Source organism: Thalassospira lucentensis (assembly GCF_032921865.1).
Taxonomy (GTDB): Bacteria; Pseudomonadota; Alphaproteobacteria; order Rhodospirillales; family Thalassospiraceae; genus Thalassospira; species Thalassospira lucentensis_A.
The window spans coordinates 4,398,637-4,421,284 of the sequence record NZ_CP136684.1 but is presented as its reverse complement, the minus strand read 5'-3'; the positions used below and the strand labels follow the sequence as shown (position 1 = coordinate 4,421,284).

21 protein-coding genes are annotated in these 22,648 nt (G+C 52.9%); 7 read left to right on the top strand and 14 right to left on the bottom strand.

The genetic code is table 11. From position 1 onward, the window contains the following. Positions 1-54 precede the first annotated feature (54 nt). The 6 genes from alr to rpsF form a co-directional block, all read right to left on the bottom strand. Positions 55-1,176 carry an alanine racemase gene (alr, locus tag R1T41_RS21280; RefSeq protein ID WP_062951940.1) on the bottom strand — a complete coding sequence of 374 codons (1,122 nt, stop codon included), beginning with the start codon at positions 1,174-1,176 and terminating at the stop codon, positions 55-57. Positions 1,177-1,218: 42 nt separating this feature from the next. After that, positions 1,219-2,757, bottom strand: a complete 1,539-nt coding sequence (locus R1T41_RS21275; protein ID WP_062959519.1) for a replicative DNA helicase — start codon at positions 2,755-2,757, stop codon at positions 1,219-1,221. Positions 2,758-2,944: 187 nt separating this feature from the next. Then, positions 2,945-3,550 (bottom strand): 50S ribosomal protein L9, encoded by a 606-nt coding sequence (gene rplI / locus R1T41_RS21270; RefSeq protein WP_062951942.1) that lies wholly within the window; start codon positions 3,548-3,550, stop codon positions 2,945-2,947. After that, the gene (locus R1T41_RS21265) at positions 3,550-4,488 is read right to left on the bottom strand and encodes a DUF2232 domain-containing protein (protein WP_062959518.1); all 939 of its coding nucleotides are present in this window, start codon (positions 4,486-4,488) and stop codon (positions 3,550-3,552) included. The genes rplI and R1T41_RS21265 overlap by 1 nt, the downstream gene beginning before the upstream one ends. 47 nt (positions 4,489-4,535) lie before the next feature. Continuing rightward, positions 4,536-4,769 (bottom strand): 30S ribosomal protein S18, encoded by a 234-nt coding sequence (gene rpsR, locus R1T41_RS21260; RefSeq protein WP_062951944.1) that lies wholly within the window; start codon positions 4,767-4,769, stop codon positions 4,536-4,538. A gap of 22 nt (positions 4,770-4,791) precedes the next feature. Continuing rightward, positions 4,792-5,169, bottom strand: a complete 378-nt coding sequence (rpsF, locus tag R1T41_RS21255; protein WP_062951945.1) for a 30S ribosomal protein S6 — start codon at positions 5,167-5,169, stop codon at positions 4,792-4,794. 503 nt (positions 5,170-5,672) lie between these two features. Between rpsF and fabD the strand changes: the two genes are divergently transcribed. From fabD to mltG, 5 genes are all read left to right on the top strand, one after another. Next, the gene (gene fabD / locus R1T41_RS21250; RefSeq protein WP_317339110.1) at positions 5,673-6,614 is read left to right on the top strand and encodes an ACP S-malonyltransferase; all 942 of its coding nucleotides are present in this window, start codon (positions 5,673-5,675) and stop codon (positions 6,612-6,614) included. Between the two features lie 38 nt (positions 6,615-6,652). Continuing rightward, entirely contained in the window at positions 6,653-7,393 is a 741-nt protein-coding gene (fabG, locus tag R1T41_RS21245; RefSeq protein ID WP_062951947.1) for a 3-oxoacyl-[acyl-carrier-protein] reductase, read from the top strand. A gap of 169 nt (positions 7,394-7,562) precedes the next feature. Continuing rightward, positions 7,563-7,799: an acyl carrier protein gene (locus R1T41_RS21240; protein WP_007090351.1), complete on the top strand. Its 237-nt coding sequence runs from the start codon at positions 7,563-7,565 to the stop codon at positions 7,797-7,799. A gap of 87 nt (positions 7,800-7,886) precedes the next feature. Beyond that, positions 7,887-9,146 (top strand): beta-ketoacyl-ACP synthase II, encoded by a 1,260-nt coding sequence (gene fabF, locus R1T41_RS21235; RefSeq protein WP_114121118.1) that lies wholly within the window; start codon positions 7,887-7,889, stop codon positions 9,144-9,146. Between the two features lie 33 nt (positions 9,147-9,179). Then, the gene (gene mltG / locus R1T41_RS21230) at positions 9,180-10,154 is read left to right on the top strand and encodes an endolytic transglycosylase MltG (RefSeq protein ID WP_317339107.1); all 975 of its coding nucleotides are present in this window, start codon (positions 9,180-9,182) and stop codon (positions 10,152-10,154) included. 21 nt (positions 10,155-10,175) lie between these two features. Here the strand turns inward: mltG and R1T41_RS21225 are convergent, their stop codons facing one another. Next, a complete protein-coding gene (locus R1T41_RS21225; RefSeq protein ID WP_062959514.1) occupies positions 10,176-11,000 on the bottom strand; it encodes an SDR family NAD(P)-dependent oxidoreductase in 825 nt (274 codons plus the stop codon). A 190-nt stretch (positions 11,001-11,190) separates the two neighbouring features. On the opposite strand from R1T41_RS21225, the gene R1T41_RS21220 reads away from it, so the two are divergent. Further along, positions 11,191-12,075 carry a YicC/YloC family endoribonuclease gene (locus R1T41_RS21220; RefSeq protein WP_317339104.1) on the top strand — a complete coding sequence of 295 codons (885 nt, stop codon included), beginning with the start codon at positions 11,191-11,193 and terminating at the stop codon, positions 12,073-12,075. Between the two features lie 10 nt (positions 12,076-12,085). Then, positions 12,086-12,718, top strand: coding sequence for a guanylate kinase (gene gmk, locus R1T41_RS21215; protein WP_317339103.1), 633 nt, complete (start codon positions 12,086-12,088; stop codon positions 12,716-12,718). Positions 12,719-12,739: 21 nt separating this feature from the next. Here gmk and rsmA read toward each other — a convergent pair whose 3' ends face one another. From rsmA to R1T41_RS21180, 7 genes are all read right to left on the bottom strand, one after another. Next, positions 12,740-13,606 carry a 16S rRNA (adenine(1518)-N(6)/adenine(1519)-N(6))-dimethyltransferase RsmA gene (rsmA, locus tag R1T41_RS21210; RefSeq protein ID WP_317339101.1) on the bottom strand — a complete coding sequence of 289 codons (867 nt, stop codon included), beginning with the start codon at positions 13,604-13,606 and terminating at the stop codon, positions 12,740-12,742. Between the two features lie 4 nt (positions 13,607-13,610). Continuing rightward, positions 13,611-14,642, bottom strand: coding sequence for a 4-hydroxythreonine-4-phosphate dehydrogenase PdxA (gene pdxA / locus R1T41_RS21205; RefSeq protein ID WP_317339099.1), 1,032 nt, complete (start codon positions 14,640-14,642; stop codon positions 13,611-13,613). A 20-nt stretch (positions 14,643-14,662) separates the two neighbouring features. Next, a complete protein-coding gene (locus R1T41_RS21200) occupies positions 14,663-15,934 on the bottom strand; it encodes a peptidylprolyl isomerase (protein WP_317339098.1) in 1,272 nt (423 codons plus the stop codon). A 12-nt stretch (positions 15,935-15,946) separates the two neighbouring features. Further along, entirely contained in the window at positions 15,947-17,854 is a 1,908-nt protein-coding gene (locus R1T41_RS21195; protein WP_317339096.1) for an LPS-assembly protein LptD, read from the bottom strand. 280 nt (positions 17,855-18,134) lie between these two features. Continuing rightward, entirely contained in the window at positions 18,135-19,238 is a 1,104-nt protein-coding gene (lptG, locus tag R1T41_RS21190; RefSeq protein ID WP_062959510.1) for an LPS export ABC transporter permease LptG, read from the bottom strand. After that, positions 19,235-20,353 carry an LPS export ABC transporter permease LptF gene (lptF, locus tag R1T41_RS21185; RefSeq protein ID WP_231886942.1) on the bottom strand — a complete coding sequence of 373 codons (1,119 nt, stop codon included), beginning with the start codon at positions 20,351-20,353 and terminating at the stop codon, positions 19,235-19,237. Before lptF ends, lptG begins: the two co-directional genes overlap by 4 nt. A 197-nt stretch (positions 20,354-20,550) precedes the next feature. After that, positions 20,551-22,326: an acyl-CoA dehydrogenase gene (locus R1T41_RS21180; protein WP_317339092.1), complete on the bottom strand. Its 1,776-nt coding sequence runs from the start codon at positions 22,324-22,326 to the stop codon at positions 20,551-20,553. Positions 22,327-22,648: the final 322 nt, after the last annotated feature.

Genomic DNA, 22,648 nt, shown 5'->3' with positions numbered 1-22,648 from the left:
ATTATTATTTCCCCTGTTGCAGGCCAGTTCGTGGCGTTGGCCGATTTATTCAAGTCAGCTTTCTGTATAGACCCGCCGGTAGCGATGTCCAAGAGAAGTCAGTACCTCATAACCGATTGTACCCGCAGCACTTGCAATGTCGTCAACTGTCATTTTGTCATCAATCAGCGGAATCATGTCGCCGGGTTGCAACGGTTTGCCCGGAAGATCGGTGATGTCGATGCTGATGGCATCCATCGAAACCCGCCCGACATAAGGCACTTCGTGCCCCTTGATGCGGACTTTACCCGCATTTGAAAGCGAACGTAGCCAGCCATCGGCATAGCCAACCGCAATCGTCGCGATGCGACTTGCACGTTCGGCGCGCCAGGTATTGCCATAACCAACCGCTTCGCCAGCGTCGATCTGACGAGTCTGAAGCACCTTGGCCGTCAGTTTGACTACTGGTCGCATCGGGTTGGTGGTTTCCGGGGTCGGATTTCCGCCCCAAAGCGCAAATCCCGGGCGGCAGAATTCAAGATGGTAATCGTTATTGCGGAAAATCGCCGAAGAATTACAGAAACCGCGCGGGGCTGGCGGCAGGCGGCGATACCATTTCATGAACAGTTCGTACTGCTCGGCCGTGACCGGATTTTCGGCCTCGTCGGCGGCCGCAGGATGGGTCATGTAACCCGCCTTTTCAAAGCCGTACAAAAGAGACGAATAGCGATCAACCAGCTCACCGATCTCACGCGGGGCAAGGCCCAGACGGTTCATCCCGGTATCAAGATGGATGAAGGCTGGTGCCGGGCGTTCATGTTCGCGGCACAGATTTGACCAGCGTTCGATCTGGCCAAGGTCATTGAGAACCGGAATGACGTCGTTCTCGATAAAGAATTCTTCGTCGCCGGGAAGAACACCGTTCAGGACAGCAATGCGACCGCCGCCCCGCAACAACGGAAACAGATCTGCTGCCTCGTTTGCCTGCGCGACAAAGAAAAGACGGCAACCCTGCTTTTTGAGAACCGGCACAATGGTCTGAGCGCCAAGGCCATAGGCATCTGCTTTGACAACCGCACCACAAGTCCGCCCTTTATAGCGTTTCTTGATGATCTGGTAGTTATCTGCAATCGCCCTCAGATTGATCTGAAGTTCGGCACACTCAGCAGCACGGCCGGCGGCGGGAAGAACGCTCATTCGCAATACCCCGTGGAGTCCGTTTCGGTTCAGGCCCAAGGCCTATTCATATTCTTCTTCGATATGGTCAAGGTCGCCAAACTTGGTGTAGTTCCCGTCAAAGAACAGGCGCACGTTGCCCACCGGGCCGTGACGCTGTTTGGCAACAATGACTTCTGCGGTGTTGTAGACGTGGTTCAGACGTTCCTGCCATTGGGAGTAGCGCTCGCCGAACTTGTCGGTTGCTTCTTCCGGGCGTTGTGCCGGTTCCGCACGTTCGAGGTAATATTGTTCACGATAAATGAACATGACGACGTCGGCGTCCTGCTCGATCGAGCCCGATTCACGCAAGTCGGAAAGCTGCGGACGTTTATCTTCGCGCTGTTCGACGGCACGTGAGAGCTGCGACAGGGCAAGGACCGGAACTTCGAGTTCCTTGGCGATTGCCTTGAGCATACGGGTGATTTCGGAAACTTCCTGCACACGACCGTCACCGCGGAAGTTGGTTGGCGGTGCCAGAAGCTGCAGGTAGTCGACAACGATCATCGCAAGGCCGTGCTGGCGTTTCAGTCGACGGCAACGTGTGCGCAGGGTCGAAACCGGAAGGGCCGGCGTATCGTCGATGTAAAGCGGAACGGTGTTGAGTTCCTGGGTGGCAACGACAAGACGCTGGAAATCGTCTTCGTTCAAATCACCGCGGCGCATATTGTCGCCGGAAACTTCGGCCGCCTGGGACAGAAGTCGCCCGGCAAGCTGTTCCGCCGCCATCTCGAGCGAGAAGACAGCAACTGCACCGGTTTTTAGTTCGTCACCCGTGTCTGTACCGGCACGACGGTTCTGATGCGATGCAATCGCTGCATTAAACGCCACGTTCATTGCAAGGGCGGTTTTACCCATTGACGGGCGTCCGGCAAGGATCAGAAGGTCGGACGGATGCAGACCACCAAGCTTGCGGTCGATATCGCGTAGGCCAGTGGTAACCCCGACAACCTTGCCAGCGTTTTTATAGGCATGTTCGATATTCTCGTATGCCTTGGTCAGGGCAGGGCCGAACGCAACGAAACCGGATTCTGCTGCACCCGCTGTCGCCAGCGAGAAAAGTTTTTGTTCGGCTTTCTCGATCTGGTTGGCAGCATCGGTTTCAATCTCGTAGCGATAGGCTTCGTTGACGGTGTCTTCACCGATTTCGATCAGTTCGCGGCGCAGATACAGGTCATAGACGAGCTTACCGTAATCGCCGGCATTAATCACCGAGACAAGGTTGTTGGACAATTCTGCCAGATACTGCGCGCCACCGATTTCGGCGAGATGTTCGTCCTGACGGAAGAACGCCGACAGGGTCACCGGATTTGCAAGCTGTCCGCGTTCGATCAGTTTGCCGCAGGCCTCAAAGATACGACCGTGGCGGGCGTCCGCGAAATGTTCGGGGCGCAGGATATCTGAAACGCGTTCGTATGCTGCGTTATTATTGAGGATAGCCCCAAGCAAAGCAGCCTCCGCCTCGAAGTTATGAGGCGGAGTCCGTTCGAGCACCATTCCGGTGTTGCCACCGTGGTTTTCTTCGAGGGGTGCGAACAGGGCATCTAGCTGGGGATCAGTCATGACGCAAAAAGGTATCAGTCATCTTGTTGGGCCGAAAGGGCTAATCGGTATAACTCATAGCCGGTATACCGCAAGCGCAGAGGTGACTTTAGGGATAAAAAGCTGAAATATATTACAAAACCATAAGAAAACGGCGCATCCTTGCGGATACGCCGTTTCCAAAATGGCTTCGAATGAAGGGCAACGATTAAACGTTGGCTTCTTCTTCACCTTCAACTTCATCAGCAATATCAGCCGGAACGTCTTCTTCGAAGAGTTCTTCAGCAGCTTCTAGAGCTTCTTCAGCTTCCATTTCGTCGATGGTGCCTAGAACGGCGCCGCCCTTACGAAGCTGCTCGGCGGCATCTTCTTCGGAACGTGCGACGTTGGCGGTCACTTCAACGGAAACTTCCGGGTGAAGGTTGATTTTGACCTGGTGCAGACCAAGGGTCTTGATCGGCTGATCAAGAACGACCTGGGTACGGGCAACAGTGAAACCTGCTTCGGTAACCGCGTTCGAGATATCACGAGCGGTAACCGAACCGTAAAGCTGACCGACGTCAGATGCCTGACGAACGAGGGTAACAGCAAGTTCACCCATGTTCTCGGCAACCGCTTCGGCTTCTTTGCGGCGTTCCAGGTTGTCAGCTTCCAGCTGTACTTTCTTTGCTTCGAAAGCAGCAAGGTTCGCTTTGTTTGCGCGAAGGGCCATGCCCTGCGGCAGCAAACGGTTGCGGGCGTGGCCCGGCTTGACGGTGACTACGTCACCCATCTGACCGAGTTTTTCTACCCGCTGGAGCAGAATAACTTCCATCACCGATCCTCCTCATTGCTACGGGTCATCGGTTGTTTCCCCCGCAGCCTGATTAAATGCTCTACAATTCCAAGTCCGGTGATCGCGACAAACGACCACGTGGACAGAACCGCGACGATATAGAATACCGTCAGTATCATACGTTTTTGCGGCCAACGGGCTGCCTGCCCATGCACCAGCGCCAATCCCTGCAAAAGGAACGGCACTGCCAGCACCACCGCGACGTTTCGCGCCACATAGGCCAGAGAACCATCGGCAAAACCGACAAGAAACCCGGCCAGGGCAAACGCAAACAGTGACCAGCCAGGCAAGGCCATCGAGGCCAGATCGGGCGACGGACGCAAATTGCGGCCGGAGCGCACCAGAATTGCCTGTGCGATCGCAGCATTGGCAAACAGCATAAGAAGCCAGCTTACCGCTACAATCGCCGGGAAGTATGTCTGGAACATACCGATGACATTCTGGACTTCCGGCGTCATTGGGACGCCCATTTCCGAATACATCTGGCCCAGGAACTGCGAAATGAATTCCTGAATGTCCAAACCTTCCGCCGTTACGCTGCCGGTGATGATAATCATCACCATTGCAATCATCACGGCCATGGCACTGACCAGTATTCCGGTCGGAACAAAACCCGGTTTCCCGTTTTCGTCCTTGCGGATGACCAGCGCCATGCGGGTCAACAACATCGCCGGTCCGGCAAACACGACCATAAAGACCGTGAAAGGCAGCAGTCCCCCCAGCAGAACCAGGGCGCTACATGCGGCAATTGCCGCAACCAGCAGGCGTTTTGGACCTTGCCAAAATCCAATAAGGAAAAGTGGCAGATGCCCGAAATAGGAGAGCAGCAGCGCCAACGGATTCCCCGACAACACCAGCAGAAACAGGACAGAACTGCCCAGACCTGCACCGACCGCCATTAGGGTATTACGCGACATCAGCTACTCCTGGCCCGAGACCGCAAAAGGATCTCTTGCCGACTGCCTCAGATCTGGTCTGCGTAAGGCAGCAGCGCCAGGAAGCGTGCACGTTTGATGGCTTTCGCCAGCTCGCGCTGCTTCTTGGCCGAAACCGCAGTGATACGGCTCGGAACGATTTTGCCGCGTTCGGAAACGAAACGCTGCAGCAGTTTGACATCTTTGTAGTCAATCTTCGGCGCATCCGCACCCGAGAACGGGCAGGTTTTGCGGCGACGGAAAAACAGACGACGTCCAGCCATAATATATTCTCCTCGCTATCTGTTAGCCGTGCTGACGGGGACCGCCGCGACGATTACCGCCACGACCACCGCGCTCGTCGCGATTACGCAGAATGGCTGACTGTTCTTCTTCGAACTCTTCAACCTTGACAGTCATCTGACGCAGAACGTCTTCGTTCAGGCGCATCTGACGCTCGTATTCCGCAATCGTTGCGTTGTCGGCTTCGATCTGGAAGAGGGTATAGTGGCCTTTGCGGTTCTTCTTGACACGGTATGCCAGGGAACGCAGACCCCAATATTCGGTTTTGGCAACTTTACCACCGAGACCTTCGACGGTCTGGGTGAGTTTTTCATTCAGGGCTTCGACCTGTGCGGTCGAGAAGTCCTGACGTGCGATAAACACGCTCTCGTACTTGCTCATAATACTCCTATTACTCCTTGTGGCTTATCTCTTCCTTACATGACCTCGTGCCATGCAGGCATAGCCGGGCAATCCCGGCAAGGAGCCGTGAGACGGCGGAATATACACTTTTCCACAGGGCATGCAACCGTAAATGCCCGCCGGAACTTCTGGTGAAATCTGACTTAAATCGCCGGTGCCAAAACGGGTGCCGTTGTCATGGACGTATTTTTCTAAATCGACGGAAACCGGTGCTTTTTGCGGCCGGTTGCAGGATGCGACCGACATTATATATATGGTGACACATGCCAATCGCCAAAGCCGTTACATTGCACCGCGCAACAAGGTTTTGTTTTCGCCGTTTGGCAAGTCTGTTACTTTGCGGGCAACAAAGCGACGGAAAGTCGCATGACATTGTCGTCTGTTCTTGACACAGGGCTTGCGGGCAGTATCAAGGGTAGCTCGAAAAGGGGGCCTGACAGAAGCGGGTCCTTACGAAAGCAGACAAGGGTAAATTATATATAATGACACGCGCATTTGTTTTCCCCGGTCAGGGGTCGCAAGCGGTAGGTATGGGCAAGGAACTGGCTGACGCATTTCCGGTCGCCCGCGAAGTTTTCCAGGAAGTTGATGATGCGCTGTCGCAGAAACTCAGCACCCTGATGTTCGAAGGCCCTGAAAACGAATTGACGCTGACTGAAAATGCGCAGCCAGCCCTAATGGCGGTCAGCCTTGCGGTTACACGCGTTCTGGAGGCCGAAGGCGGTTTCAAACTGACAGACAAATGCGATCTGGTTGCCGGGCATTCGCTAGGTGAATATTCCGCCCTTGCTGCTGCCGGTACCTTTGCGATTGCTGATGCGGCCCGCCTTCTTAAAATCCGCGGGCAGGCAATGCAGGCAGCCGTTCCGGTCGGGGTTGGCGCGATGGCAGCCCTTCTGGGGCTTAACTATGTCGACGCAGTTGCCGTTGCCGAAGAAGCCGCCCAAGGCGATGTTTGTACCGCTGCAAATGACAATGCCGACGGACAGGTCGTTGTGTCGGGTCATAAAGCGGCTGTTGAACGCGCGATCGAGATCGCCAAGGAAAAGGGTGCAAAGCGTGCCGTTTTGCTGCCGGTATCGGCGCCCTTCCATTGCCCGCTGATGCAACCGGCTGCGGATCGTATGGCCGAAGCACTGGCTTCGGTAACGATGAATGCTCCGCGTAAACCGGTTGTCGCAAACGTGATTGCGGAAAAAACTGCTGATCCGGAAACCATTCGTAAACTCCTTGTGGAGCAGGTTTGCGGAACCGTGCGTTGGCGTGAGTCTGTCCTTTATATGAAAGAGCAGGGTATCACCGATCTGGTGGAGCTGGGCGCAGGTAAAGTTTTGAGTGGTATGGTTCGCCGTATTGACCGTGACCTGACCGGTTCGGCTGTTAACGGTCCGGCCGATATTGAAAGCTTCCTCAGCACGCTTTAAGTGTTGCGCGAAACAGACGAACCCAAAGGGATGGATTGATGTTTGATCTTGCAGGCAAAACCGCACTCGTAACCGGTGCGACCGGTGGTATCGGCGGTGATATTGCCAAACTTCTGGCTTCAGCTGGTGCAAAGGTTGCTCTTTCAGGTACGCGTGCTGAACGTCTTCAGGCGGTTGCTGCGGAAATCGGCGAAAATGCTGTCGTCGTTCCGGGTAACCTGTCTGATCCGGAATCGGTCGCCGGTTTGATCAAGGAAGCAGAAGAGGCCCTTGGCGGGCAGCTTGATATTCTGGTCAATAATGCCGGGATCACCCGTGATCAGCTGGCGATGCGTTTGAAAGACGAAGACTGGCAGGCGGTCCTTGATGTCAACCTGACTGCGGCATTCAAACTTGCGCGCAACTCGTTGCGCGGCATGATGAAGCGCCGCCATGGCCGCATTATCAATATTACCTCGATCGTTGGTGTGACCGGGAATCCAGGGCAAACCAACTATTCTGCAGCGAAGGCTGGCATGATCGGCTGGTCAAAATCGCTTGCACAAGAAGTTGCATCTCGCGGAATTACTGTTAACTGTGTTGCACCGGGGTTCATTACCACGGCGATGACCGACGAGCTTGATGATGGGCAGAAAGAAAAGCTTCTGGCCAACATTCCGGCGGGGCGTATGGGGGAAAGCAAGGAGATCGCAGCAGCGGTTCTGTATCTGGCAAGCGACGAAGCCGCTTATGTTACCGGGCAGACCTTGCATGTGAATGGCGGAATGGCGATGATTTAACCCGTTGCGGGTTGCTTGCTTTTCTGTTTAAAAGAGGCCGCTATACAAAATCACGAAACCGGCAATTGCGGTTGTCGGATTCCGGTCTTCGCAAGTTCCTTCAATAGGGGGAAGGCGCGAAGAACCAACCAAAACCAACTGACAGAAAACCTATTGAAGGAATTGAGCTATGAGTGATGTCGCAGATCGCGTGAAGAAGATCGTTGTCGAGCACCTCGGTGTCGAGGAAGACAAGGTCACCGAAAACGCAAGCTTCATCGACGATCTGGGCGCCGACAGCCTGGACACTGTCGAGCTGGTCATGGCGTTTGAAGAAGAATTCGGTTGCGAAATTCCTGATGACGCAGCAGAAAAAATTCTGACCGTTAAAGACGCGATCGACTTCATCGAAAAGGCGAACGGCTAATCTTGCCGTGAGACATGGGCGCCAGAGGGCATCCTCAGGCGCCCTTTTCGTCTTTGCTGTATTCATAAAATAAAGGCGTAGTGCGGGATGAGACGCGTAGTTGTTACCGGTATTGGTGCTGTTACTCCGCTTGCCAGCGGTGCACAGAACACCTGGCAGAAATTGCTGGACAGCCAATCCGGAATCAAAAGCATCGACACCTTCGATGTGTCCGATATCCCGGCCAAGATCGCAGGCCTTGTGCCGCGTGGTGTGGGTGACGGACTTTTCAACGCGGAAGATCATGTCTCGGTTAAAGACATGAAGAAAATGGACGATTTTATCGTCTATGGTGTTGCCGCTGCCGATCAGGCATTGGCCGATTCCGGATGGAAACCCGAAACCGACGAAGACCAGGAAAATACCGGTGTTCTGATTGGTTCGGGTATTGGTGGTCTGCCTAAGATCTCCGAAGCCACGGAACTGGTGAATAACGGCAAGACCCGCCGTGTCAGCCCATTCTTCATTCCGTCCTGCCTGATCAATCTGGTTTCTGGCCAGGTTTCGATCAAACATGGTCTTAAAGGTCCGAACCATGCCGTCGTGACCGCATGTTCAACCGGTGCACACGCCATTGGCGATGCATCGCGCATGATCATGCTTGGTGATGCCGACGTCATGGTTGCTGGTGGCGCCGAAGCCGCTGTTTGCCGTTTGGGTATGGCTGGCTTTGCCGCAGCACGTGCGCTGTCGACCGGTTACAATGATACCCCGACCGAGGCATCGCGCCCCTGGGATCAGGGCCGTGACGGTTTCGTCATGGGTGAGGGTGCCGGTTGCGTGGTGCTTGAAGAATATGAACATGCCAAAGCACGCGGTGCGAAAATTTATGCCGAAGTTGCCGGTTATGGCATGTCGGGCGACGCTTATCACATCACGGCTCCGGCCGAAGATGGCAATGGCGGTTTCCGCTCGATGCGCAATGCCCTTCGCAATGCCGGCATCAACCCGGAAGACGTCGATTATGTGAACGCACATGGCACGTCGACTCCGCTGGGTGATGAAATCGAACTGGGTGCGGTAAAACGTCTGTTCGGGGATGCGGTATCGAAACTTTCGATGTCCTCGACCAAATCGGCAACGGGTCATCTTCTTGGTGCCGCAGGTGCGATTGAGGCCGTATTCTCGATCCTTGCGATCCATGAAGGTGTTGTTCCGCCGACCCTTAACCTTCGCAATCCTTCCGAAGCCTGCCTCGGGATTGATCTGGTTCCGCTCGAAGCAAAGAAACGCAAAGTCAATGTCGCACTGTCGAACTCGTTCGGCTTTGGCGGTACCAATGCTTCGCTGGTCTTCAAAGGCGTTTAAGACAGCAGATTCAACCTGACAGAGGGAAACCCCTTGAAGCGTTTTCTGCTTGTTCTTGGCTTTTTATGCATCACCGCCGCTCTCACCATTGGTGGGGCGGCGGTGTATGTTTATGTGCAATATACATCGCCCAGCAAACTGGTGCAGGGCAGTGATATTGTCATCCCGCAGGGTACAGGTGTTCGCGGGATTGCGGACATATTCCGTCGTGAAAACATCATACAGGAACCTCTTGTATTTCTGCTTGGGGTACGTATAGCCGGACTGGATCGTTCGTTGCGTGCCGGTGAATATCATTTCCCCGCACGGGTCAGTCCGAAGCAGGCGGCTGAAATTCTTGCCGCCGGTGATACCGTTAAACGATTTGTGACCATCCCCGAAGGACTGCGGTCTAGCGAAATCGTTGCTCGTATCAATCTTGTCGATGGTCTGACAGGTGAAATTTCCGACATCCCGCCCGACGGTATGCTGTTACCCGAAACCTATCAATTCTCGTTTGGTGATACGAAACAGAGCATTATTGATCGTATGGCGGCGGCTCATGATGCGCTGGTGGCGCAATTATGGCCGGGGCGAGAGGCCAATCTACCGTTTGATACCATCGACGAAGCCATTGTTCTGGCGTCTATCGTAGAGCGGGAAACCGGTATTGTCGCCGAACGCCCGCGTGTTGCAGGTGTATTCGTCAATCGGCTCAGGATGAACATGCGTTTGCAGTCCGATCCGACGGTTGCCTATGCCATCAGCCCGAACGAACCGCTTGATCGAGCATTGACCCGGGCTGATCTGAAATTCGACAGCCCCTATAATACCTATGTTTCGGCGGGATTGCCTCCCGGACCAATAACCAATCCGGGCCGTGACGCGATATTTGCGGTTCTGCATCCTGCAGAAACTGACGAGATTTACTTTGTTGCTGATGGCACCGGTGGTCATGCGTTTGCCCGGACACTGGACGAACACAACCGCAATGTCGCGCGGTGGCGTCGTATCCGGGACGGCCAATAGGTAACGGGTCATGCTTCCCCGTTACTGACGGGGCTGTGCATGTTCGGGTGGGGACTCCAGTCTTTGACGGGCCTCATTTTTCGAAGCCTTGCGCGGGATGCGTGATGCTGCCAGGTCGAGTAACGATTGCGGCACAATCTTCAAAATACCGATCAGGATATTCATCTGCCAGGGGAATGCGATCATCCCTCTGTTCTTCGTGAGCCCTTTGTCGATCTTGATTGCGGCTTTGTCCGCCTGCATGAAGAATGGCATGGGGAAGTCGTTGGCATCGGTTATGCGACTTTTGACAAAGCCCGGGCAAATCACATTAACCTTGATCCCGAACGGGGCAAGGGCACCGCGCAGTCCTTCGCCATAGGTTCTTACCGCCGCCTTGCTGGCACAGTAGGCCGGTGCGGATGGCAGCCCTCGCCATGATGCCTGGGACGAAACCAGTGCGATCTGTCCGTGCCCGCGTGCAGACATGAAAGTGATCGCAGGATCAATCGTGTTCAGAACACCCGCGACATTTGTTGCAAAGATATCGCGTACCTGATCGGGGTCCTCGCCTTCGCTGCCGGTTCCTGCCGAAATACCGGCATTGGCGACAATCAGGCTCAGCGGTGTGATCTGATCACATTTGGTGACATATTCCGCCATCGTTTCGCGCTCGGTGACATCAAGCACGTCGGCAAATACGTTCGCACCTGCCGCCCGGCATTCATTTTCGACCAGTTTCAGACGTGTTTGATCGCGGCCGCTGATGAAAAGAGTAACCCCGGTTCTGGCATAATGACGGGCAAGTGCGGCCCCGATGCCCGAGCTGGCACCGGTAATCAGGATGGCGTGGTATTGCAGTGACATGGTTGCTCGTGATCCCGTTGGACGATGTTCCGGATTGTTTGGGCGGACCATGGGACAGCATTAGGGCAGCATTATGAAATGCGGGCAATAACAGCTTGTCTTCATGATCTGCCCCAAACGACAATCCCTTGGCGCGTCGGGGCACAACCGTTATAAACGGGCAACCGACAATTCAGACTGGATCAGGAATATGACCGTATCAAGCATGACCGGGTTTGCTCGCACCGACGGCGGCGCAGAAGGCTTTGGCTGGACCTGGGAGCTGCGCAGTGTCAATGGCAAGGGGCTGGATGTTCGCACACGCCTTAATGGCGGTTTTGAACGTCTGGAGCCAACGGTTCGAGAGGCAATCTCCAAGCGGTTCAAACGGGGAAATATGGGCGTAACATTAAATGTTGTCCGTCCCGGGGAAAGCAGTGCCTATCGTATCAATCGGGATCTGCTTGCCGAACTGGTTGCTCTGGCCGAGGAATTTGACCGTGCCAGCAGTCTTTCGGCTGGCACCATAGCTGATCTTATGAATGTGCGTGGCGTGCTTGAAGCTGTTGAACAGCAGGAAGACGACGACAGTCGTGAAATACTTGATGCTGCGATCCTCAGAAGTTTCGGCGAGGCGCTTGATCAGATGGAAGCCCATCGCGCCGAAGAAGGCGCTAAGCTTGATGAAATGCTGCGCGGTCATATCGATCGTATCGAGGAAACTGTTCTGCGGGCGGAAAGCTGTGCATCGGTTCGAAGCGACGCGATCAAGATAAAGCTCAAACGCCAGATCGACGAGTTGATGGAAGCCGGTAAATTCGACCCTGAACGACTTCATCAGGAAGCGGCGCTGCTTGCGACCAAGGCTGATGTCCGCGAGGAAATTGATCGGCTGAAGGCTCATATCGTTGCTGCACGTGACATGATCAAAAAGGGCGGAGCAATTGGCCGCAAGCTTGATTTCCAGTGTCAGGAGTTCAATCGCGAGGCTAATACATTGTGTTCCAAGGCGAACGATATTGAACTGACCAATTGCGGGATGGAATTGAAGGTGATTATCGATCAACTGCGCGAACAGGTTCAGAACGTTGAATAAGGATACCCCGATGACGGATCAGGCAAAACGTCGTGGTGTAATGCTGGTGTTCTGTGCACCCTCCGGGGCCGGGAAAACCACAATCACGCGTCAGCTTCTGGAAAAGGATAGCCAGATTTCACTTTCGGTTTCAGCAACAACACGTGCGGCACGTCCGGGCGAGGAAGAGGGCATCCATTACTTCTTCAAATCCGTTGACGCGTTCAAGCATATGATTGCCGATGACGAATTGCTGGAATGGGCCGAAGTGTTTGGCAATTATTACGGTACGCCAAGCGGCCCGGTCGAAAAGGCGCTTTCGGAAGGACACGACGTTCTGTTTGATATCGATTGGCAGGGCGCGCGGCAAATACGCGAGAAGGGCGGTGATGATGTTGTGTCTGTCTTCATTTTGCCACCCTCATCGGCCGAACTGGAACGTCGTCTTCGGGACCGCGGACAGGATGCCGATGATGTGATCATGAAACGTATGGCGAAAGCCGGGGCCGAAATCAGCCATTGGGAAGAATTTGATTATGTGCTGATCAACGATGACCTAGATCGTTGTCTTGCCGATGTTCAGCATATTATCGGGGCAGAGCGCGTAAAGCGTGAACGCCAATCCCAATTGCCGGGATTCGTTAAAAAGCTTTTGACAGATTGATGATCTGAAATGGCCGCCTGTTCAGGCGGCCATTTCATCATGAATACGTGTCAACCGGACGAAATCGGCCACGCTTAATTCTTCGGCACGTGCAGTCTCTGTAATTTTTGCACGTTCCAATAAAATCCCGACATCTATGTTCAATGTCTTCAGGCTGGCGCGCAGCATTTTGCGTCTTTGGCCGAAGGCTGCCTGTGTGACCTTGCCCAGACTGACAAGATTTACAGCTTCTCCACGATCTGTTTTCGGTCGTAGTTGAACGACGGCAGAGGTTACCTTGGGCGGTGGAGTAAATGCACTGCGATGGACATCGAACAGTATCTGACAGTCACATAGATACTGGCACAGGACTGAAAGACGGCCATAGGCTTTGCTTTTCGGAGCAGCAACAACACGTTCTGCAACTTCTTTCTGGAACATCAAAGTCAGACTGGCAAACTGGTCAATCTGCATCAGCCAGCCCAGCAACAGTTGGGTGCCCACATTGTAGGGAAGGTTGGCGACAATCTTTCGTGGGGCCGGACCAAGTGAGGTGACGTCAACTTCCAGTGCATCACCGTCAATCACATGAAGTGCGCCGGGGTAATGATTGCTGATTTGTTCAAGGACAGGCTGGCAGCGGGGATCACGCTCGATAACTGTTAGGCTTTTGGCTCCATTATAAAGCAGGGCACGTGTCAGGCCGCCCGGACCCGGACCAATTTCGATTACAGTGGCATCCTCAAGTGGTGCCGCCGCACGTGCGATCCGCCCCGTCAGGTTGAGATCAAAAAGAAAATTCTGGCCGAACTTCTTTTGAGCCGACAGACCATGTGTTGCAATGACGTCGCGCAAGGGCGGGAGCCCGTCATTGGCAAGGCTGGCGGTTTCATTTTTCTGGTCTGACACGATGTCAGGCTCCTTGTGAGGCGGCTTTGCCGGCTTCTCGTTTTCGTGCCATGTCCGCCGCCATTTTGATCGCAGCGATCAGGCTGTCCGGTCGTGCGATGCCCTTACCTGCAATATCAAGAGCCGTTCCATGATCCGGGGACGTTCTGATGAAAGGCAATCCGAGCGTGACATTCACACCACCATGGAAATCAAGTGTTTTGACGGGGATCAGGGCCTGATCATGATAGGGGCATAGGGCCACATCGTAGTTTGCACGTGCTTCGGCATGAAACATGGTATCGGCGGGCAGGGGACCAACAACATCGAAGCCCTCATCCCGCAATGCCATGATGGCGGGGCGCATGACCTTGATTTCTTCATCCCCCATCGATCCGTCTTCACCCGCATGTGGGTTTAATCCGGCAATGGCGAGCCTCGGTTTTTTCAATCCGAAATCCCGTTGCATTGACGCTGCTGTGATGTGGACCAATTGTTTGATCATCTCCCCGGTCAGTTGTTTCGGAACCTCGGAAAGGGCGATATGGATCGTCATAGGTACGACGCGTAACTTGCTGTTTGCCAGCATCATGACCGGAATCGCATCCGGACCGGAAAGTTCTGCGAGAAATTCGGTATGACCGGGATGTTTAAAGCCCGCCTGATAAAGTGCACTCTTCTGGATCGGGTTGGTTACCACAGCACTTGCGGTTCCTGATCGTGTCAGGTTAACGGCATGGGTAATGCTATCTATGACAATGTACGCGGTTTTACTGGATGCCGTCCCGGGTTTGATATCCTCAGCGTTACCGGGAGTCTCAAAAACGGGAAGTGCATCCTCGAAGAACTCGCCTGTCTGGATGGCTTCGTATATCACCTTGGTTTTTACACGTAGTCCAAGACTTTCGATGGTTCGATCCATGATTGTCTTGGGACTCAGAATAAAAAACGGCGGCAGATTATGGTCGGAGCGCGCAAGCCACGCCTTGACGGCAAGCTCCGGGCCAATGCCGCCCGGTTCGCCCAGTGTCATTGCGATCGGCTTGATATCGCTCATAGGCTTGCGTCCTTTCCGGATCACATCCGGATATCGATAAACGCATTGCGGCGCAATTCGCGCAGTTTGCGGCGTGCAAGAATTTCAAGGCGTTCCATTTCAAGGCGTTCCCGAATGTTTTCCCTGTCCGGAAGCGTACTTTCTTCGGTTTTGTCACAGACCATAACAAGGAGCGCGCCACCATCTACCTTAATCAGGTCGGAAATGCCGCCTTTGTCCAGGTTTGCAACTGCATTTCTTACCGGACCGGCGAGGTCATTTGGAGAAATGCCTTCGGTCTTGCCACTCATTTCCGATCCGAGATCAACTGCAACATTGGCCAGTGATTCACAGCTATCGGCGTTCTCTTTGGCATTTTGCAGGATACCGAGTTTGGTATTTACCTCATCCTGCGGGGTGTTGGCCGCTATCGGGACAAACAACTGGTAAAGATCAAGTCGGACATCTGTCAGAGCATTAGCATCGCCTCGGCGACGATCAAGCAATTTCAGGATGTAATATCCGCGAATGGTTCTGATTGGATCGCTTATATCACCGGGTTGCATCTGATTGACGGCTTGCTGCAGTTCTCCGGCCATTTCGCCGGAATAAAGCCAGCCAAGATTACCACCGTTTGCCGCACTGGAACTCGCCGAAAACTGCCGTGCAAGGCCACCAAAATTGGCACCCTGTTCCAGAGCCCGGATCACCTCGCGGGCATTTTGATAAACTTTGGTCTCGTCCTGGGGATTGTCGACAGGCAGGAAAATTTCCTGAACATTGTTTCGCGGTTTTCCCTGATTGCTTCGAATACGTTCAAGATTGTCATCAATCTCGGTATCGGAAATCTGGATTTCGCGTCGCATTGATCCTAGAAGTTTCTGCCATGCAATTTGTGGACGGATTTGATTTCGGATGGTTTCCGTTGCGATGCCATTCTGAGCCAGAAACTGGTCCAATCCTCCGGGGGGTAATCCCGAATTTTGCTCGATCAGGTTTTTTGCCCGATCAATATCCGCGTCGGTTACGTCAAAACCACGACGTTCTGCTTCCTGCAACTGCAGCTTCTCGTTGATCAGCTGCTGTAAGATTTGCGGTGCCATTTCCTGACTGCGCTGCGGGCTCATCGGGATGTTTGAGGAGGCGGCTACAAGCTTGATACGTTCGACCAGATCCACCACCGAAATCGGAGCATCGTTGACGACGGCTGCGACGCCTATGGTGCCTTGAGCGCGCGCTGTCGAAATTGAAACAACGGTAAATAGCACAACAGCAATTGCTGCGACGAGATGGGAAAGTCTGGTGATATGCAAAGCTGTACTGCCTTATAATCCGGCTGCTGACGCAAATTCGCCAAGTGTTTTGAATACCAGTCGGAAAAGAATCTCATCCGACTGACCAAGATCCTGATCTTCGTAGAACGTTCTTCTGACCTGACCGTCAAACACGAAGCATTCGTCTTCGTAAACAAAGCCGAAACCGTATTCAAGAGGGTCGTTCTGATCAAGATCATAACGACTATAAGCCATTCCCGACCAGAATTCACCGAACTGGCGTTCAGCACGGAAGTAAACCTCTTCACGCTGCCCGAATTCATCCGTACCGGCGTCCTCGGAAAAATGAACATAGTCAAGATTGAGGCGTAAAGTTTCCTTTTCACCTAATCCCGCTGATATCTGGTTCCGACGTGTCGAGAAATCCTCGTTATCGAGACGGTAACGGTAGGTTAAATCGACATATTTGTTGGGGGCAACAGTTACTCGGCCAACATAGTCCGATAGATGATCCTCAAGGCCAGATCCTTCGGCAAAGGTGTCACCTTTGTTGGCACGATAGCTTTGCCCGAACATTGCACTGGTATAACCACCTTCTTCCCCGTATATGCCCCATTCAAGGCCATAACTGGTCCTGAAGCCATCTTCGGCGCGGTCAAGGCCACTATACCTGTCATGCGAGAAAATATTTATGTCATCAAATTCAAATGACTGGGAATCCTCGTTTGGAATCTCGTCCGGATTACCACCATTGGGGGACCATGCGGCCATAACCATCGGCTTGACGATATGGTGATAGCTGCCTTGGTTGTTTACAAACGGCATGTTCCAGTCAACAGCCGCCAAAGGAAGAATACGACCCGCATATCCGTCATAATTTTGCTGTCCGTCCCTGGACACATCAGAGACCATGTAATTATCTGTACGGATAGACATCGAGAGTTTGGTTACGTCTCCCAGTGTTCCTATATACGGCAGCGTCCAGCCGGCTTTGGCCGACAGGCGGTGGGAATCTGTTCCCTCTTCTCGTGTCAGCGAAAGAGCGTCTAGGTCAAGGGTTGTGTAGCTGCCATATTTTGCGGGGGCCGTTTGACCATGAAATTGTGCGTGAGGCAAAATAATGGGGGTCGTGTCCCGGTCATCTTCGGCTTTTAGCCCCTGGAAATAATAACCATCGACACGGCTATAGCTAGAGCCTCTGAAGCCTTCGGTAAACAGGTTGGACGTCAATACGGATGGCGATCCAAAACCGTAACGGTTCATGTAGGTCTTTTCAGAAGCCTGCTCAGCATCAAAGCCCCAGCGCCAGGTCTCGTCTATGTCGAAGCGCCCCTCTGCATCAATATGGCCTTGCCAGTCGTCATTACTGTCGCTGGTAACGCTGCTGACGACGTCCATTTCTCCGCTATCAAAGCGTTGCCGGTATTCGCTTGCAAGAACCGGACCCTCGTCAGTTGTGTAAATCGGACGAAGAGTCAGGTCTTTGCTTGGATCAATTGCCCAGTAATAGGGTAACTCGAAGAACGAGCCGACATAACTCGTACTGCCAAAGGATGGTGCCAAAAGGCCTGATTGGCGTTTTACTGTCGGATCGGGATGCTGGAAATAGGGCGAATAAAGAACCGGAACTCCTGCAAATTCCAGTCGCGCATCTTTGTATTCGACCGTTTTGGCGTTGGCGTCATGAAGAACGCGTGCAGCTTTGATCCGCCATAGAGGAGGCGTTTCCGGATTGTCTTCGCAAACCTTGCAGGGAGAATAAACGGCTTTGGCTATTTCAGTGAAATTTCCCCCACTGCGCCGTGCACCGGTTCCGGCAATGCGCGTGTTTTCATCAAGAAGAACATAGATGTCTTCGACTATGCCTTCTTTGAAGTCACCCGTGAGTTCAACATAGCTTGCAAATGTAACTTCACCAGTGGGTTCCGTTATACTGACATTGCCAGATGCAGTGAGCACGTCCTGCGATCTGTCATAGCTGACGGTATCGGCAAGTAAAATCCGCCCATCCCGGGAAATTTCAACATTTCCGCGTGCAGTTACAGTTTGCAGTTCGCGGTTATAGTCAACCTCGTCTGCGCTGAACAGGATCTTGGATTGTTCTTCGTTTCCGGTTGTGACTTCATCTGATTGCTGGGCTTTGGCGGCAATCGAATAGGTCCCGGCCAGCGCAAATGCGCAGCCAAGTATCGTCCCCGTTGCCAGTCTTTTTATCATTCCCCCTGTACACGCCATTCAGCTAGCCATCCTCCAGATGCAGCAAGGTTGAAACTCCCAATAGCAACGATATACCTGCAGGTGCCCACGCAGACAGAACAGGCGGGATGCCGCCCGAAACGCCAAGTGCTGAAATGACATCGGTACAGAAGTAAAGAATGAAACCGGTCGCGACACCACCACCGATAACAAGAGATGCACGGCGTCGTCGAGAAAATTTAAGACAGAATGCTGCGGCAATCAAAACCATCGCGCAAAGAAGCAAAGGACGCGACAGCAAGCTATGAAAATGTATTCGATGGCGAGTTGCGTTAAAACCTGCACGTTCAAGAAGATTGATGAACGGTTTCAAATCCCAGAAAGACATCGTTTCGGGAGATGCAAAGCTGTCCTGTATTTTGCGGGCAGTAAGGTTCGTGGGTAACATTAACTCGGGCGAAAATTCACTGACCTGTCCGGGATGGAAAGTCCAGGCATCGAAGAAATGCCATGTACCGGGTTCCAGGACGGCTCGTTCTGCATCAATTCGCGTTGTGAAATCATCCGCGTTCTGAAACCGAAAGACTGTCACATTCCGCAAGTCTACACGATCTGTAGCCTGACCACGCACTTCTCGGGCATAGATTACGGCCTGTCCGTCCTGCGTGCCCTGGCGCAACCACAGCCCACTGGAGGAAAGGTTCATGATACTGCTATTGCCTTGAAGATAACGGGCTTCAAGTGTTTCATAGCGTTGCAGCAAAATTGAAGATAGTGGATTAAGTGCCATTACCTGAATGGAGCCGAGCAAAATCGCGCACATGATAGGCGGTAGCAAAAACTGCCATGCGGAGACACCGGCCGCGCGTGTCACAACAAGTTCCTGATTGCCAGTCAGCTTCCAGAACGAAAACATTGATCCGAACAGGACTGCAAACGGCAGGACCTTTTCTGTCATGAAGGGGATTCTGCTGGTAGCCATCTGAAAAACGATGCTCACCGTTGCATCAGGTTTGCCACCTGCGCGTCTTAGCAGCTCAATGGTATCACCAATCAGTATTAACCCGATGAGAAGGGCTAGAATCCCCAAAATCGAGATCAGGACATGTTTACCAAAATACCAAGTCAGGGTCGGGGAGATTCTCATACCGTAACCTCGTTACGGTTTGCGGCTTTTGCCTGAATTTGTGGTCCCCGGAATGTCCAGTATAGGCCACCGACGATTGGAATAAATGCGTTAAGATACATAAGAGGCACAAGGTCGGGATTCTTTGCGGACAGGTTTTTCATTGCGATTCCGATTGCCTGAAAAACAATCATGGCGGCAATAGCAAGCAATAGCCGACCTGTTTGTCCCCTGCGGGAGAAACTGCTGGAGACCAGGACAGCCAATGCAATGCTGGCGAACCCAATCGAATAAAGAGGTGAAATCAGACGATCATGCCCTTCTGCACGAAATGCGCCAACATCGTTAGGCAATACATCCGGGGGGATTGCAGTTAACAGATTGGAGACACTGCGTTCACGTGCTTCACGATAACGAAGGGCAGGGTCTTCTGTGCTATGCGCAATATCAACGGCGTAACGGTCAAAATAGAGGATCGACATCGTGCCGTCCTTTGTATTGACTTCCTGCCGGTTTCCGTCAAGCAACACGATCCTTGGGCCGTTCTCGGTGCGTACAAGAGCTCCGTTCTTTGCCATCATTGTCGCTTGCGCAGCAGGATTTCTTGAATCGTGCACCAGAATTCCAAGCAGCTCGTTATCCTGCCCGACTTCCCGAATGTAAACAGTCAAACCGTCCAGATCGGTAAAGCTGCCTTCCTGCAAAAGCACCGAAGAGAAATCATTCCGGATCGAGTATTGGAGTTCTTTGAATTGCTGATAGCTGTAAGGCAGATAAAACAGCGTGAGAAAATAACCGAACGCCGCAGTCAGGCATGCAAGGATGAGTGTTGGTTTTGCAAGAGCCCACTGACTGAGGCCCGCAGATCGCATGACGATAAGCTCTCGATCCTGAATCAGCTTGTTGTATGTGAAAACAACAACAAAAAAGAGTGATATTGGCAGAATAATTGCCAGAAAGCTGGGAAGCAGCAGCGATGTCAGTTGTAAAAATACCGAGACGGAAAGGCCCCGGTTTACAATCATTTCAATGAAACGCAGGCTCTGCGACAGCCATATGACACAAAGCAAGCCAAGTGTCACAAACACCATCATAATAAACTGCTGTTTCAGCATATATCGGGTTAAACGATTCATTGGCCGGATTATAGAGAAGCGTTCAGAAACCGAAACAGGAAATTAGGGGCGAAGCCCGGCAATTGTGCTGTTGCGCGTTGAGGCAGGGTGGTCACGGTGGAGCAGGTGGCAACCGATTGTCGTTAAAGGCGAAAACTGATACCTCGCGATGCACTATGCCCAGCGAGGTATCAATGGATTACAACGCCACGGCTGTGTCAGAATAATGGCGCTGTTTCATGTAGCAGGTCGTTTTCTGTATTGGCAATCTGACGTGCCATACAGTCGCTTTCCGGGAGCACTTGCCCGAAAAAGAAATCGCAACTCAAATGCTTCGCATCGGTGAAGCCCGGTTCGACATCGCCGTCAAACAACTTCTTCTGTGAGCGATACATCAGCCAGCCTGCGACACAAATCGACGCTTGTCGGAGATAAGGAGAGGCGACAGCTTGTGCCAAGGTCGGGGAAGCTTCGCATCTGGCAAGGATGTCTATCGTTGTTTTTTCAAGTTGATCAATTGCATTGCCCAGCATCTTTGCCGGTTTTTCCATTTCATCAGCATCGGCTGTTTGAACGAAGGTTTCACGCATTTCGGCGATAAGCCTCTGCATCGCTGATCCCTTGTCGCGCAAGAGTTTTCGACCAATGAGATCCAGCGCCTGAATGCCATTTGTTCCTTCGTAAATCGGCGCAATGCGCGCATCACGCAGATGTTGGGCTGCGCCGGTTTCTTCAATAAAGCCCATTCCGCCGTGAACCTGAATTCCAAGGGAAGCATTTTCTACCCCCAAATCTGTTGACCAGCCCTTGACCATCGGGATCAGGAGGTCGGCTCGTACCTGTGCTGACGCGCGGGCATCCGGGTCTTCATGATGATGGGCGATATCAAGCTGAACGGCTGCATAAAGCGATAGCGCGCGTGCTGCCTCGGTTGTTGACCGCATTCGGATCAGCATGCGTTGAATATCACCGTGATGAATAATGGTATCATCCTGCCCCGTAGTCGGGGACTTACCCTGTTTGCGGTCACGTGCATAAGACGCTGCCTGCTGATAGGCACGTTCAGAGATCGCAACACCCTGCTGACCAACCGAAAGACGCGCATTATTCATCATGGTAAACATGCAGGCGAGGCCTTGTCCCTCCGCGCCGATCAGATATCCGGTGGCCCCCCCCTGATCCCCAAATGAAAGCACAGCAGTCGGGCTGCCATGAATACCAAGCTTGTGTTCGAGCGATACGCATTTCACGTCGTTGCGTTTGCCTGTCGTGCCGTCCGCGTTAACAAGGAACTTGGGTACAATAAACAGTGAAATCCCTTTGACGCCCTCAGGTGCATTGGGAGTTCGGGCAAGAACAAGATGGACAATATTATCTGTCATCTCGTGATCGCCATAGGTGATGAAAATCTTTTGTCCCGTTAAGCGATAGCTACCGTCATCGGCTGGAATTGCCAAGCTGCGAACTTTTGAAAGATCCGAACCTGCCTGGGGTTCTGTCAGGTTCATGGTGCCGGTCCATTCCCCAGAGATCATTCGTGACAGATAAAGTTTGCGCTGCTGCTCAGACCCGTGTGCCGATAGAAGTTCGATGGCACCAGCAGTCAGCATCGGGCAAAGAGCAAATGCCATATTTGCCGAATGCCAAAGCTCGCCAACCGCGGCTCCGACAAGCAGGGGAAGGCCCATACCTCCATCAGCTTCAGAGGCGCTGATGCCTTGCCATCCACCGTCGCAGAATTTTCCATAGGCGTCTTTCCAGCCAGTCGGGGTGCGGACACTGCCATCGTCCTGAAGGACAGAACCTTCCTTATCCCCAACGCGGTTTAACGGTGCCAGCACACCTGCTGCCAGTTTGCCCGCTTCCTCAAGGATCGCATCGACAAGGTCAGGAGTGGTTTCCGCAAAGGCAGGAATATCCGAAACGGTTTTCAAACCGATCACATTATGTATCAGAAACCGCAGATCATGGATTGGTGGTGTGTAATCGCTCATGGAAAAAGACGTCTCCCTGAATTGTGAGGCGCCCGCTCGGTATCGCCCTCATTACGGGACGTTGTTCTTGCCGCACAGCATAATCAGATGCGTGCGCAAGATCGAGTCCGTTTCCGTCATGATGTGACAAATTCTTCTCAGACATTCGTCGTGTATTATTGTTTTCAATCCGCAGACGTTGCACTGCAGTACTGGCAATAATACATACTGGTTCCGATATAAATCGGATCGGGACGTGGTTGTGGGGTCGCCATTCAGGGTTTGGCAGGCTAAACTGCCCTACCGGTAATCGGGACACGATATAAAAGAATGAGAAAACACA

Coding starts and splice junctions, on each gene's coding strand:
- alr (WP_062951940.1), bottom strand. CDS start 1,176: ATGAGCGTTCTTCCCGCCGCCGGCCGTGCTGCTGAGTGTGCCGAACTT.
- R1T41_RS21275 (WP_062959519.1), bottom strand. CDS start 2,757: ATGACTGATCCCCAGCTAGATGCCCTGTTCGCACCCCTCGAAGAAAAC.
- rplI (WP_062951942.1), bottom strand. CDS start 3,550: ATGGAAGTTATTCTGCTCCAGCGGGTAGAAAAACTCGGTCAGATGGGT.
- R1T41_RS21265 (WP_062959518.1), bottom strand. CDS start 4,488: ATGTCGCGTAATACCCTAATGGCGGTCGGTGCAGGTCTGGGCAGTTCT.
- rpsR (WP_062951944.1), bottom strand. CDS start 4,769: ATGGCTGGACGTCGTCTGTTTTTCCGTCGCCGCAAAACCTGCCCGTTC.
- rpsF (WP_062951945.1), bottom strand. CDS start 5,169: ATGAGCAAGTACGAGAGCGTGTTTATCGCACGTCAGGACTTCTCGACC.
- fabD (WP_317339110.1), top strand. CDS start 5,673: ATGACACGCGCATTTGTTTTCCCCGGTCAGGGGTCGCAAGCGGTAGGT.
- fabG (WP_062951947.1), top strand. CDS start 6,653: ATGTTTGATCTTGCAGGCAAAACCGCACTCGTAACCGGTGCGACCGGT.
- R1T41_RS21240 (WP_007090351.1), top strand. CDS start 7,563: ATGAGTGATGTCGCAGATCGCGTGAAGAAGATCGTTGTCGAGCACCTC.
- fabF (WP_114121118.1), top strand. CDS start 7,887: ATGAGACGCGTAGTTGTTACCGGTATTGGTGCTGTTACTCCGCTTGCC.
- R1T41_RS21225 (WP_062959514.1), bottom strand. CDS start 11,000: ATGTCACTGCAATACCACGCCATCCTGATTACCGGTGCCAGCTCGGGC.
- R1T41_RS21220 (WP_317339104.1), top strand. CDS start 11,191: ATGACCGTATCAAGCATGACCGGGTTTGCTCGCACCGACGGCGGCGCA.
- gmk (WP_317339103.1), top strand. CDS start 12,086: ATGACGGATCAGGCAAAACGTCGTGGTGTAATGCTGGTGTTCTGTGCA.
- pdxA (WP_317339099.1), bottom strand. CDS start 14,642: ATGAGCGATATCAAGCCGATCGCAATGACACTGGGCGAACCGGGCGGC.
- lptG (WP_062959510.1), bottom strand. CDS start 19,238: ATGAGAATCTCCCCGACCCTGACTTGGTATTTTGGTAAACATGTCCTG.
- lptF (WP_231886942.1), bottom strand. CDS start 20,353: ATGAATCGTTTAACCCGATATATGCTGAAACAGCAGTTTATTATGATG.
- R1T41_RS21180 (WP_317339092.1), bottom strand. CDS start 22,326: ATGAGCGATTACACACCACCAATCCATGATCTGCGGTTTCTGATACAT.